The following is a 13568-nucleotide window of genomic DNA, read 5'->3' on the forward strand; positions in this document are numbered from 1 at the left end:
CATAGCAAATCTCACTTCTAGTCTTGATTTATACTATAAGAATAGGCCAAAACTGACTCAGATGCATAGGCATGTTATTTTATGCCTTTATTTAATGCGCTAAAGACTAGCAGGAATTGATAACTTAGGAAATGGTCTTAAAGTGAAAGTTTTAGCGGATAAGTAGCGAAGAAAATAGTAGAGTTATGCTAAGGTTACACGATGTCTGCGTATTGTTAATCTATAACAAACTATAATAATTCTTAAGTTTTACCTTAATGTAACAGGGAGCCTGACAATGAAGTCAGCATATAAAGTTTATTTAGCACTTTTATGTACATTTTTTATCGTCGCATGTGGCGGCGGTGGCGGTATAACCGATGATGGAACCGGAGGTGGGACCACTCCTGATCCGACTATATCTATTGCGTTAAGTATCGACAATGATCAAATTTCAGTTGCTGAACCTGCGGTTATTACCGCAATAGTGAAAGACTCAACGGGTGCAGCTATTAGCACTTTAGTTTCTTTTTCATTAAATAATGCTGAATACGGCACCTTTTCTCCCGGTACGGGTGAAGTTGCAACTAATGCTGATGGTGTTGCTACTGTACAGTTAAATTCTGCGGCAATAAACACTGGCGCAACCATTAGTGCGACCATTACATCTGGCGAGACTAATTCGCTTAACGTGACTATGGCCGGTGATGGTGGCGTAGCAGGTGGTGGTGCCCAAGTCTCATTGGTACTAACCGATGAAGACGGTAACGCAATACAATCGATTAACACATTATCACCAGGCAAATTAACGGCGACCGTTAGTGGGCTTTCTAAGGCTGTAATTGTGACCTTTGATAGCCCGATAGGTGATTTACCGGTTAAAACGGCTGTCACCAATGCACAAGGCAAAGCGACAGTCGATATCTATGCAGGCAGTTCTTTAGGCGCTGGTGAAGCCACTGCATCGCTCTCGACTAATGAAATCGGTTCAACAATTGTTGTCGTTGGTGCGACCGATGTTGTCATGGGCAGTGGAACACCTTTTGTTCAAGGTGTGGCGGCGGTTAGTGCAACAGATCTTTCTGCGGGTGGGACTGCAACGATTTCAGTGCTGATTCAAGATGATCAAGGCAATCCTTTTACCCAACCTGTTGATGTGAACTTCTCTTCAACATGTGCGACAAAAAGTCCAGCGCAAGCCGTGATTAGTTCTCCAGTTTCATCAAGCAATGGGGTTGCAACCTCAACGTATCGTGCCGAAGGTTGTGTTGGTGAAGATCAAATCAATGTTACAGCCAATGCGGGTGGAATAAGTTTATCTGCTGCAGGGACTATTAATGTACTGCAGGCTGATGTCGGTAGTATTGTGTTTGTATCAGCCGCTCCTCAAAACATTAGTATTTTAGGCACTGGAGGTGATGAATCATCAGTGGTTAAATTTAAAGTGCTCGATAAAAATAGCAATGTGGTTACCAACCAAAATGTGATTTTTAAACTCAACACTACTATTGGTGGCGTCAAAATTGATCCATTGCAAGCCACAACCGATAACAGCGGTGTGGTACAAACTGTCGTCACTACCGGTACTGTTGCAACATCACTGCGTGTTACCGCGACGGTAGATAATGGCTCAATCCCTGCTATTTCTAGCCAATCAAGTCAGTTGATTATATCAACGGGTATTCCTGACCAAGACAGTTTTTCGTTATCGGCTGAAGTACTTAATGCTGAAGGTTGGGATCTAGACGGGACGGTTGTCAAGGTTACTGCTCGGATGGCCGATGCGTTTAACAACCCTGTACCCGATGGGACGACAGTATCTTTTACCACTGAAGGTGGCTCTATTGAAGATGCATGTCAAACAGTAAAAGGTGCGTGTTCGGTCTCTTGGACAAGTCAGCTTCCTCGACCTGAAGGTGAAATGTTACTCAATGGTGCGGGTGCAATGTTCCGTAATCCAAGTGCGCTGTTAGCATATGATTCGACTCTTGAGGTTTATGGTAATATTTACGGTCAAAAATACGGTGGCCGTGCAACGATTACTGCATCCGCTATTGGTGAAGAGTCATTCCCTGACCTCAATGGTAATGGTCGTTTTGATGCCACTGAAGCCGAGACGTTTTTAACCGGTAAAGATGTAACTGGTCAGCTATTTGATTTAAATGATGCCTTTAATGACTATAACGAAGATGGTGTGTTTAATCCGCAACAGACTGGTGGTCAGGATGGTGGTACGTTAGAAGAGTTAGTTGATTTTAACGCTAATGGAGTATTTGACCTCAAAGACCGCAAATATAATGGTGTGCTTTGCTCTGAACCTGTTCATTCAGCTTGTGCTACTGCATCAGACTCTCGGTCTGTATTTGTGCGTCGTAGTTTAGTCATGGTGATGTCTGGTAGTACTGCTTTTGCCACGGACTCAAGTAACATTGTCATTGCAGATAGCACTGGAACGCATACTGGCGGTAGTATCACTATCGAGGGTAAAGGTTCTGCTACGGCAATGTTCACGATTTCTGATTTACATAATCAGCAAATGCCCGCCGGTTCGATTGTGAGATTCAAGACCTCTGCCGGTTCTGTTGTCAGCACCAGCGAATTTACTTGGCCAAGTTCTAACTACAATGGTGGACGTCAGTTCAGCACAACGCTAAAAGGTGAAGATGAACCTAATACAGGGGTCTTTATTGTTGAAGTGGAATCACCAAATGGTTTAATCACCCAAGTGGTATCAATCGGTGTGACCATTCTATAATCGATTGATAGTGACTCTAACCATTGCGTTAGGGAACACCCATTAAAAAAGGCGCTTAAAGCGCCTTTTTTGTTTTTGTTGATAATACCAATTATAAATACTTCTAGGTTGCCGCTTTCATTGCAACGGTAAATTCAGCCATTTTTGCTAGTAATGTGACTTCATCGTGTTGATGAGCGGCAATAATTTTAACCACCGCAGAACCTGAAATTGCCCCCGCGGCGCCAGCCTTGATGGCGGCGCGCACTTGCTCTGGTTCGGCAATACCAAACCCTAATAGTGGCGGTGGGGCATTAAATTCGACGAGTTGCGTGAGAATATTTTCAATTGGCTCACCGGCTTTTGACTCAGTACCCGTAACGCCGGCACGTGATAATAGATAGGTATAACCTTCACCTTGTTCACTGACCCGTTTTAGGGTGTCAGAGTCAGCATTTGGCGGAGCGATAAAGATTGGCGCAATAGCATGTGCTTTTGCGGCTTGACTAAAGGGTTCAGATTCTTCAACTGGCACGTCGGCAATTAACACTGAATCCACACCGGCAGCTTGTGCTTTGGCATAAAATGCATCGATACCATTGGCAAAAACTAAGTTGGCATACAACAATAATCCGATAGGTAGATCTGGGTATTGCGCCCGTACTTTGGTGATGATGTCAAAACAATCACTTTGTTTAGTGCCTGCAGCCAATGAGCGTAAATTTGCGCCTTGTATGACGGGGCCATCGGCTAATGGATCTGAAAAAGGAAAGCCTAATTCAAGCGCATCAGCGCCATTATCAACTAAGGTCTGGATAATTTTCAACGATAATTCAGGGCTCGGATCGCCAATGGTGACAAAAGGAACAAACGCGCCTCTGTGTTGTTTTTTTAGTGCAGCAAATGTTGCTTGATAACGGTTACTCATTGCCGCTCTCCTGTTGTTTTTGTTTGGCCTCTAAAATATCTGCCACAGTGAATATATCCTTGTCGCCACGCCCAGATAGATTAACCACTAAAATCGTTTCTTTAGTGGCTTCTTCGGCCATGCGTACCGCATAGGCAAGAGCGTGGGCAGATTCTAATGCGGGGATAATCCCTTCGCATCGCGCGAGTTTTTGGAACATATCCAGTGCTTCATCATCAGTTGCTGATTCATAGCGTGCACGACCAATGGCATTCAAATGTGCATGTTGTGGACCAACCGATGGGAAATCAAGCCCAGCAGAAACAGAATAAGACTCTTCAACTTGACCGTCGCTGTTTTGCATTAAGGGTGACTTCATCCCAAAGAAAATACCGGTTTTACCGTGTTTAAGCGGCGCGCCGTGCATAGCGGTATCGAGACCTTTACCAGCGGGTTCCACACCAATCAATTCTACTGACGGTTCATCAATAAAATCGGCAAACATGCCAATAGCATTTGAACCGCCGCCGACGCAAGCAATAACGGCATCGGGTAAGCGTCCTTCCTTTTCAAGAATTTGTTTTTTAGTTTCTTCACCGATCATACGTTGGAATTCTCGCACAATTGTCGGGAATGGATGCGGCCCGGCTGCAGTACCCAGCAAGTAATGCGCTTTATCATAGCTGCCTGACCAATCGCGCATGGCTTCGTTGCAAGCATCTTTTAGGGTTGATGAACCTGAGGTAACCGGAATAACTTCAGCGCCCATTAATTTCATCCGAAATACATTCGGCGATTGACGTTCAATGTCCTTGGCGCCCATATAGACTCTACATTTTAAGCCTAAAAGGGCACAGGCTAGGGCAGTGGCTACGCCGTGTTGTCCTGCGCCTGTTTCAGCGATGATTTCTTTTTTGCCCATACGCTTAGCTAACAGCGCTTGACCCAATACCTGGTTGGTTTTATGGGCGCCACCGTGAAGCAAATCCTCACGCTTCAGGTAAATTTTCACCAAAGGGTTCGGACTTAAATTACGGGTAAGTGTTAGCGCCGTTGGGCGTCCGGCATAGTTTTTTAACAAGTCGGTAAATTCAGCGATAAAGCTTTCATCTTGTTGCGCATCGATAAAGGCTGTTTCAAGTTGTTTTAATGCAGGGACTAAAATTTGTGGTACGTACATACCGCCATATTCGCCGAAATAAGGGTTAAGCTTGAGCTTGGTCATAAAATTTCCCAATGAATCATAGTGTAATAATGTCAATAAATTGTTCGCAACTGCTCGCTAATTAAGGCGTAATTGTGCAAAGGCGGCAATCAGTTGTTGGTGGTCTTTATGGCCAGGGCTAGATTCTACTCCTGAATTTAGGTCGACCCCATAAAATCCTTGCTGGCTGGCGAGATAAACATTGTTTGGGGTTAATCCTCCCGCCAACATCGCCTGTTGTTTATCTATGATGCAGGTTTGCCAATTGAATGTTTGACCTGTACCGCCAAATTGTTGTGCTGACTTGCTGTCGTATAAATAACGATCGGCGCCAGCAGGCTTTGCACTCATCTCGCCGGTGTTACTGTCAATAGAGACCGCTTTCCAAATTTGAGTATTCAGTTGCTGATGATTAAGTAATGCTCTTAGCTCGTTGATTTCAAGTTCTGTTTCATTGCCGTGCAATTGCACCGCATAAAGATTAAGCGTTTGAGCTAACAAGGCGATATCGGCAATGGGATGATTAACAAATACACCCACCATATTTAATCCAATATTACGCTGTTGCATTTGTTCTACTAAATCATTGGCTTGAGCCGGGGTAACCGCTCTTGGTGATTTGGGATGAAAAATTAATCCACCCAATACTGCACCAGCTTTGGCTGCTGCTTTAATATCGTCAATTTGGGTCAAACCGCAGACTTTATTGTGACCAAAAATAAGCTGTCTGCAAGCTAAATCAATATCGTCTTGCGCCATAATTGAACTACCAACAAGGTAGCCGTCAACCAAGGGATTTAGGCGGCGGACTTGTTGGTGATTGTAAATACCTGATTCGCTAATCACCACTCTGTCGGCAGGGATCTGCGGAGCTAATAATTCGGTGGTTGCAAGATCAGTGCTTAAGTCGCGTAAATTACGGTTGTTAATACCAATGATCGGTGCATTTAGATCAATGGCTCTAACCAATTCAGCTTGGTTACTCACTTCGGTTAAGGTATCTAATTGATACTTTGCCGCTTCGTTAGCTAATAAACGATATTGTTCATCATCAAGCACTGACAGCATGAGTAAAATGGCATCAGCACCTTGGTGGGCAGCCAATTTTACTTGATAAGGGTCGACAAAGAAGTCTTTACAGATAATCGGCTGAGTCACTCTGGCGCGGACTTTGGGAATGTAGTCCATGTCACCTTGGAAAAACTGTTCATCGGTGAGCACTGAGATGCCAGCGGCGTAGTGAGTATAAATATCTGCGATGGCTTCAACATCAAAGTCTTGACGGATCAGTCCTTTTGAGGGACTGGCCTTTTTACATTCAAAAATGAACTGAGCATTAGGCGCTTTGAGGGCGTCATATAAGCTACGGTCAGATATTTTAGGCTGTAAACTGGCTTCTGGGAAACGCAGTTTAAGCGCGGCGATATGCGCCACTTTAGTTTCAATGATGCGGGTTAACACATTACTTTCTGGCTTACTCATGGTTTTCTCCAGCTTGGCTCGCGGCAGCTAGTTCGATTAATAAGGTAAAGGCTGCACCACTGGCAAGTGTCGCTAGTGCTAGCTGAGTACCCGCTTGAACTGAGTCGCAAATGCCGCTGATGTACAAAGCACAACCAGCGTTAATTGCGACAGCATCTCGATGAGCGGGTAGACCTTTGCCTTGTAAAATGGCTTGGGTGATTAAGGCATTTTCAGCCGGTTCGCCACCGGTTAACTGCGCTATACCTGCGCGGTTAACACCAAGATCTTCAGGGCTAAGTTGGTAAGTACGCACCACGCCGTCTTTTAGTTCTGCCACATGAGTATTGTCATGCAATGCGACTTCATCTAAGCCACTGCCATACACCACCATGGCGCGTTTAACCCCTAGGGCATGTAGCACGTGTGCGATAGGCTCGATCAGTTCAAGTTTGTAAACTCCTAGCAACATAAACTCTGGGTTTGCAGGGTTAATTAACGGGCCGAGCACATTAAAAATGGTACGGGTTTTTAAGGCTTGTCTAACGGGCACGGCATGTTTAACTCCGCCATGGTAATGGGGCGCAAATAAGAAACATAAGCCAAGCTTATCTAAACACTGGCTTGCCGCATCTGGCGCCATGGTGAGCGTAATACCGCAATGGGACAATAAGTCAGATGAACCTGACTTACTTGATACGCTACGGTTACCGTGTTTTGCTACCTTAGCGCCTGCTGCTGCTGCAACAAAAGCGGCAGTGGTTGAAATATTAATGGTGTTATGGCCATCACCACCGGTACCGACAATATCAACAATGCCGCTGTGTTTAGAGGCGTCACTGCGCGGGAATGGTTTGGCTGCTTGTCGTAAAGCATCAGCGGCTCCGGCTATTTCGTCAATGGTTTCGCCGCGCATTTTAAGCGCCACCAACATACCTGCCATGGCTGCTGGCTGCATCTCACCTTGAATAAGAGCGCTAAAAACTTGCGCCATTTGTTCGCGAGTTAACGCGCTACCTTGGTAAAGGCGGTCGAATAAAGCTTGTAGGTTATCCACTATGCGCCTCCGGTAAAAGTATGCTCTTGGGTTAAATACGCCAATGTTTGCGTCAGTAACTGGCTACCTAAAGTGGTTAAAATCGATTCTGGATGAAATTGAAATCCGATTGCTTGATGTTGTGGGTGCAATATTGCCATTGGCATCTCATCGGTGGTAGCAATGATTTTCAAGCAGTCTGGCACCTTTGTTGCCACTAAACTGTGGTAACGGGCAACGGGCAAAGGTGAGGGTAAATTAGCAAATACGCCTTCACCATTATGGAAGGTTGGACTGGCTTTGCCGTGGACCACAAACGGCGCGCGTTCAACTTTGCCGCCATAATATTCGACCATGGCTTGATGACCTAAACAAATGCCAAGCATCGGGACTTTACCGGCGACTTTACCAATGAGTTCCATCATGCAGCCTGCTTCGTGAGGCGCGCCAGGGCCAGGCGATAGCACTAATGCGGCTTTACCGGTTTCATTGATCAGTTTTTCTGCAACATAATCGGCACTGACATCATTACGATAAATGATCACCTCACAGCCAAGGCTGCGGAATTGATCCACTAAGTTGTAGGTGAATGAGTCAAAATTATCGAGTAAATATAACTTCATCCGCATAGTCGCTTGTGGGGTTGTTGTGCTCATAGTCCACCTCCCATTTTGATCGCCGAAATCACCGCTTGGGCTTTTTGACGCGTTTCATCGGCTTCTGCTTGTGGATCTGAATCAAACACCACCCCAGCACCCGCTTGTATATGGGCAATATCATGTTTAACAAAGGCGGAGCGGATAACAATGCAGGTGTCCATGTCGCCCAGACCATTGAGGTAACCGACCGCGCCGCCATAACTGCCACGACGAGCTTGTTCTGCTTGACGCACTAATTGTGATGCACGCACTTTTGGCGCACCCACTAAGGTGCCCATGTTCATACATGCTTGATAAGCATGTAAGGCATCTAAATCCTCTCGTAATTGGCCAGTGACACGGCTAACTAAATGCATAACGTGCGAGTAACGATCTACTTTTAATAGTTCGGTGACTTTACGGCTTCCGCTTTGACTGATGCGGGCGATGTCATTACGGGCTAAATCGACCAGCATTAAATGTTCTGACAATTCTTTCTTATCTAAACGCAGCTCAAGTTCTATGCGGCTGTCTAAGTCAACATCAATCTCACCTTGGGCATTTTTACCGCGCTGACGAGTGCCGGCTATGGGATACACTTCAACTTGATTACTGGCAGCATCATATTTCAAGGCACTTTCTGGCGAGGCGCCAAATAAAGTGAAGTCTGGGCCTCTAAAATAGAACATATACGGACTTGGATTGGTTAAGCGTAAAGCCCGGTAAGCCCCTAATGTATTAGGACAAGGTAAGCTAAAGCATCGAGATGGCACTACTTGAAAAATATCACCGGCGACAATATGTTCTTTTAAATCAATAACGGTTTGCTTAAATTGTTGGTCGGTGATGTTGACTTCTGCGTCGGCTGCTACTGGCGCAAAGGGAGCAATATCGTCTAATTCGGCGCATTGTTGTATGACGTGTTGCAGTTGCTGAGCGAGCTGTTGTGCAATGATGTTATCTTGACCAAATTGATGACTGACAATCTCCGCTTGTTGGGTTTGATGGTCAATTAAAATAAGTGTTTCCGCAAGATAGAATAAGTAGTCGGGACAGTCATTATTTGCGTTGGGCGCCGCGGGGAGTGGCTCGACGGTATCAATTAAGTCATATGCTAATACGCCCCCTAAAAATAAATCTTCAAACTGTAGCGGATTATTGGTTTGAATGTGTTTGATAAACATTCTTAAGCCATCAAGCGGAGATGTTGACTTTAAGCGCGCATCTTCGTCTTGTAACTCGGTGGCCTTTTGCAGCGTGACTATTAGTGTCTCATTGTCGCGTTGTTGCTGTGCATCACCAAAAAAACCGGCAATGGGCGTTAACAGCGCGGCGCCATTGTGAGTCAATGCACTAAAGGTGAGTTGATAACCATCGCAACGGATCATCATCGCGGCATGGGTTAACACAATACTTTTTAAATGGTCTTTACTTTCGACCTCAGCTGACTCTAATAGCATGGTATGCGGCGCGTTATGGGTCACTTGCTGATAAAGTTTTAGTGGATCCGTATGGTAGGTTAACGTCTGCTTTTGCGTCGTAACCTGAGCGAGTTGGTTTGGTGTCGTCACGATTGTAGTCACTATGTGGCCGCTCCCTGTGTCATTGTGTTTATCATCTGTTGGCCTTTAATCTTGTGTAACCCGAGTGATAAAATCGAATGAGCCAAATAACAAAAAAGCCCACATCTCTGCGGGCTTTCTGGTAAAATCTTGTCTCTTAAAAATGAGCTCAAAGCTTCACACCACCCGTTAATTTGGGAAGTGCCACCACCAAGTAATGTTTAATGAAGCTAAAGAGTATGTCATTGTTAATCGCTGTGTTGTAACTGTGTTTAATGTCTATAGGAAAACCCAACTGGAGATTAATGTCAATTGAATATTTCTCAAAAGTCGTCAAAAAATGACAATCAGGATAAATCTCGTTTATTTATTGAGCACTTCAGCTAACTTATACTTAAAGAATTCATCAATTGGTATTATTTATTCATAAATCCAAGCAGTATTCTTATCGCTACTCTTGTACAATAAGCACATGATTACAGAGACTCTCTTGGCCGATCTTCACAGCCACACGACCGCATCAGACGGTCAATTAACACCAACAGAATTACTCACTCGCGCTATTGAAAAAGGCGTTGAGATGTTTGCAATTACTGATCATGATACTGTCGCAGGGTTAGCAGAAGCTCATCTTGCTAATCAAAGCCATGCCACACCATTATTATTAATTAATGGTTGTGAAATTTCGACTCGTTGGAATAGTTTTGATATTCATATCGTCGGATTAAACTTGGACATTACTCACTCTGGATTGTTGGGTTTTTTAACTCACCAACGGCAATTGCGTGAAGTGCGCGCCCAAGAAATTGGCGAACGTTTAGCTAAGGCTGGGATAGAAGGCGCCTATGACGGTGCAAAAGCTATTGCTGGCGATGCGGCGTTGAGTCGTGGCCATTATGCTAGATGGTTAGCCGACAATGGCCACGCATCAGATATGCCGAGCGTGTTCAAACGCTTCTTAGCACGCGGTAAAACAGGTTATGTACCCAATAATTGGGGCGACATGGCCAATGCCATAGAGCATATTCATCAAGCGGGTGGCGTTGCTGTATTAGCGCACCCTAGCGGTTACAAATTATCGGCCAAATGGCTTAAGCGCTTAGTGCGTGAATTTGCAGAGGCCGGTGGCGATGCGATTGAAGTTATTTTAGGCCAACAAACGTTGGACGACCGTAATAATCTTATCGCATTAAGTAAGCAAAATAACCTACTTGCTTCAGTGGGGAGCGACTTTCATTTCCCCAGCAATTGGATCGAGCTAGGTAAAAACTTATTCCAACCACAAGGTGTGGAATGGGTTTGGCAATCACAATATTGGACGGAAAGAGCATGAGTCAATTTTTTTATATCCATGACGAAAACCCACAAGCACGGTTAATTAATCAAGTGGTAGCGATTCTTAAACAAGGTGGGGTCATTGTTTATCCAACAGACTCGGGTTATGCATTAGGTTGTATGATTGGTGAGAAAAACGCCATGACGCGTATGGCGCGTATTCGCCAGATTGAAAACGATACAAACTTTTCATTAATGTGCCGTGATTTATCTGAACTGGCCAATTTTGCCCGTGTTGATAATCAAGCATATCGTTTATTGAAAAGTTGTACGCCTGGCCCTTACACGTTTATCTTTAAAGCGACCAAAGAAGTACCTCGTCGTTTACAATGTGACAAAAAACGCACCATAGGTATTCGTGTTCCTAATAATGTGATTGCGCTGGCGTTGCTTGAGGCATTAGATGAACCTATGATGACCACGAGTTTGGTGATGCCCAATGAGCAAATTGCCGAGTCAGATCCTGAGCATATTCGTGATATTTTAGATCATCTAGTCGATGGCATTATTCACGGTGGTTATTTACCTGAAAATCAAACGACAGTAATTGATATGTCTGAAGATGAGATGGTTATTTTACGTCAAGGCGCTGGCGATACCAGCACATTTTAATAAACGAGGGAAACCCCCGTTGATAAATCGTCAAGGATAAACATGCAAGGCAGTCAGCAAAGCCTGCCATTGGCAGTGGTTCGTGGTCAAGTTCTTGATAGCATGCCATTGGACTTGTTTATTCCGCCGGAAGCCCTAGAAGTGTTTCTTGAAACCTTCGAAGGCCCACTGGATTTGTTACTCTATTTGATCCGCAAACAAAAATTGGATGTGGTTGATTTACCCATCCAACAAATTACCCAACAATATTTACTCTATATTGAGATCCTCACCGAAGCGCGGATTGAGCTGGCAGCCGATTACCTGGTCATGGCCGCAACGTTGGCTGAAATTAAGTCACGTTTGCTGTTGCCCAAAATGGCGACGGAAGACGATGAGGAAGAAGATCCCCGTGTGGTACTTATTAGGCAATTAAAGGCTTATGAGGTGATCAAGCAAGCGGCAGCCGATATTGATGTGCTACCGCGTATTGAACGAGATGTGTTTCAGGCATCTGTTAGCGCAGCTCCCGATATTAAACCGGTGACGGTGCCACCAGAGGTTTCACTTGTAGACATTGCTCGTGCCTTTGGGGAAGTGCTCAAACGGATTGATGCCAACGAAGATCACCATGTTAAGCGCGAACAGTTATCCACGCGCGAACGTATGAGTCAAATTTTAACCAAGTTATCCAGTACTGAATACATTGGTTTTGAGTGCTTGTTCGATGTGAGTGAAGGTCGAGCCGGTGTGGTGGTGAGTTTTTTGGCATTAATGGAGCTGGTTAAAGAATTATTAGTTGAGTTAGTGCAAAATGAACCGTTTTCGCCAATTTATGTAAAAGCGTATTAATTAACGATATTCGAAGAGATCCATGAAGCCAATTAATCCTATTCAACTAAAACAACTCATAGAAGCCAGTTTATTTGTCTTAGCTAAGCCGTTGTCGGTAAAAGCCATCAAAGAAACCGTACTCGCTGATTTTAGTGTGTCGAGGACGCGTATTCAGGAAACGCTCGATGAATTACAACAAGATTATCAAGAACGTGGTGTACAACTGGTTAAAGTAGCTAGCGGCTATCGCTTCCAAACTCAAGAAATACTCAGTCCTTATCTACAACCACTGTGGCAAGAAAAAGCCCCTAAATATTCGCGGGCTACACTTGAAACCTTGGCCGTTATTGCCTATCGGCAACCCGTGACTCGTGGTGATATTGAATACATTAGAGGCGTTGCTATTAGCAGCCAGATTATTAAAAGCTTGGTCGATCGCCAGTGGATTAAAGTGGTTGGCCATAAAGAAGTGCCCGGTAAGCCAGCGTTATATGCCACTACCAGTGCATTTCTTGATTATTTTAATGTAACAAAACTTGCCGATTTACCTGCGTTAACGGATGTTGATTCTTTACATGCATTATTTAAAAAAGCCCAGTTAGCCATGGATGATATTGTTGAGCTTGATGAGACGGTTGATCTAAATGAAGCGGTTGATCTAGTCCAGATGGAGGACCTAGGTGAAAAGCATGTTGCAACGGACAGTCATACTGACAAGCATCATGACAATAGCGATACGGTTGAGGCACAAGCTGAACCAAACTCCCGCGATGCTGATAATGCTACTCAACATTAATCAATAGCTGTCTCTTCTGATAATATTTTATTATCAATTGCCGGTGGGCGACAGACACTCTTTTTGCTGTGTCTATGGTGATTGATAACGGCCACTTTCGGGTAGATTATTTACTATATAATCGATAAATCGCTGATCGATGAGGCTTAAAAATCATCTTGATGGATACACAAAAAATGACACGCTAATATATGGTGGTCACTTAGCAAACAAACGCACCCGTTTGGCATGTTTAAATTCTTGCTGACAAATACGCAGCGGTAAATAACCTATACCTCGTCCAAAAAGCGAAGCCTCGTAAGCTAATTTAATACTCGTTAGTACGTGAATTACCCCGCGACTTCGCTTCGCTCTGATCACGGGGCTTCTGCAATCTAGCTTTTAACGACTAAGCTGCTTCTTTTTTCTCAGTTCCCACACCAAACTTTGATAGCTCAAAGACTTTCGTTTTAATCGATGTTTTCTGCTGAAATTTGGGGGTTACCCTGGCG

Annotated in this window: 11 protein-coding genes; 5 read left to right on the top strand and 6 right to left on the bottom strand. The window is 44.4% G+C overall.

The features are described from left to right. Positions 1-277: 277 nt before the first annotated feature. Positions 278-2734: a hypothetical protein gene (locus tag AAEY93_RS19765; RefSeq protein ID WP_351079290.1), complete on the top strand. Its 2457-nt coding sequence runs from the start codon at positions 278-280 to the stop codon at positions 2732-2734. A 103-nt stretch (positions 2735-2837) separates the two neighbouring features. Here AAEY93_RS19765 and trpA read toward each other — a convergent pair whose 3' ends face one another. The 6 genes from trpA to AAEY93_RS19795 are packed head-to-tail and all read right to left on the bottom strand — an operon-like array spanning position 2838 to position 9545. Further along, a complete protein-coding gene (gene trpA / locus AAEY93_RS19770; protein ID WP_351079293.1) occupies positions 2838-3641 on the bottom strand; it encodes a tryptophan synthase subunit alpha in 804 nt (267 codons plus the stop codon). Further along, positions 3634-4845 (bottom strand): tryptophan synthase subunit beta, encoded by a 1212-nt coding sequence (gene trpB, locus AAEY93_RS19775; RefSeq protein WP_124014171.1) that lies wholly within the window; start codon positions 4843-4845, stop codon positions 3634-3636. Before trpB ends, trpA begins: the two co-directional genes overlap by 8 nt. A 57-nt stretch (positions 4846-4902) precedes the next feature. After that, complete coding sequence (trpCF, locus tag AAEY93_RS19780; RefSeq protein ID WP_124014170.1) at positions 4903-6306, bottom strand: bifunctional indole-3-glycerol-phosphate synthase TrpC/phosphoribosylanthranilate isomerase TrpF; 1404 nt, start codon at positions 6304-6306, stop codon at positions 4903-4905. Beyond that, positions 6299-7342, bottom strand: coding sequence for an anthranilate phosphoribosyltransferase (gene trpD / locus AAEY93_RS19785; protein ID WP_351079297.1), 1044 nt, complete (start codon positions 7340-7342; stop codon positions 6299-6301). The genes trpCF and trpD overlap by 8 nt, the downstream gene beginning before the upstream one ends. Further along, a complete protein-coding gene (locus AAEY93_RS19790; protein ID WP_101034639.1) occupies positions 7342-7944 on the bottom strand; it encodes an aminodeoxychorismate/anthranilate synthase component II in 603 nt (200 codons plus the stop codon). Before AAEY93_RS19790 ends, trpD begins: the two co-directional genes overlap by 1 nt. 29 nt (positions 7945-7973) lie before the next feature. After that, complete coding sequence (locus tag AAEY93_RS19795) at positions 7974-9545, bottom strand: anthranilate synthase component 1 (RefSeq protein WP_372491498.1); 1572 nt, start codon at positions 9543-9545, stop codon at positions 7974-7976. 448 nt (positions 9546-9993) lie between these two features. On the opposite strand from AAEY93_RS19795, the gene rnm reads away from it, so the two are divergent. The 4 genes from rnm to scpB are packed head-to-tail and all read left to right on the top strand — an operon-like array spanning position 9994 to position 13077. After that, positions 9994-10854 (top strand): RNase RNM, encoded by an 861-nt coding sequence (gene rnm, locus AAEY93_RS19800; RefSeq protein ID WP_124014168.1) that lies wholly within the window; start codon positions 9994-9996, stop codon positions 10852-10854. Next, positions 10851-11468: an L-threonylcarbamoyladenylate synthase gene (locus AAEY93_RS19805; RefSeq protein ID WP_101030476.1), complete on the top strand. Its 618-nt coding sequence runs from the start codon at positions 10851-10853 to the stop codon at positions 11466-11468. The genes rnm and AAEY93_RS19805 overlap by 4 nt, the downstream gene beginning before the upstream one ends. 42 nt (positions 11469-11510) lie before the next feature. Further along, on the top strand, positions 11511-12299 hold the full coding sequence (locus tag AAEY93_RS19810; RefSeq protein WP_124014167.1) for a segregation and condensation protein A: 789 nt from the start codon (positions 11511-11513) through the stop codon (positions 12297-12299). 22 nt (positions 12300-12321) lie between these two features. Next, on the top strand, positions 12322-13077 hold the full coding sequence (scpB, locus tag AAEY93_RS19815; protein ID WP_351079302.1) for an SMC-Scp complex subunit ScpB: 756 nt from the start codon (positions 12322-12324) through the stop codon (positions 13075-13077). The last annotated feature ends 491 nt before the right edge of the window (positions 13078-13568 follow it).

The organism is Shewanella sp. CAL98-MNA-CIBAN-0140, assembly GCF_040309905.1.
GTDB classification, from domain to species: Bacteria; Pseudomonadota; Gammaproteobacteria; order Enterobacterales; family Shewanellaceae; genus Shewanella; species Shewanella psychromarinicola.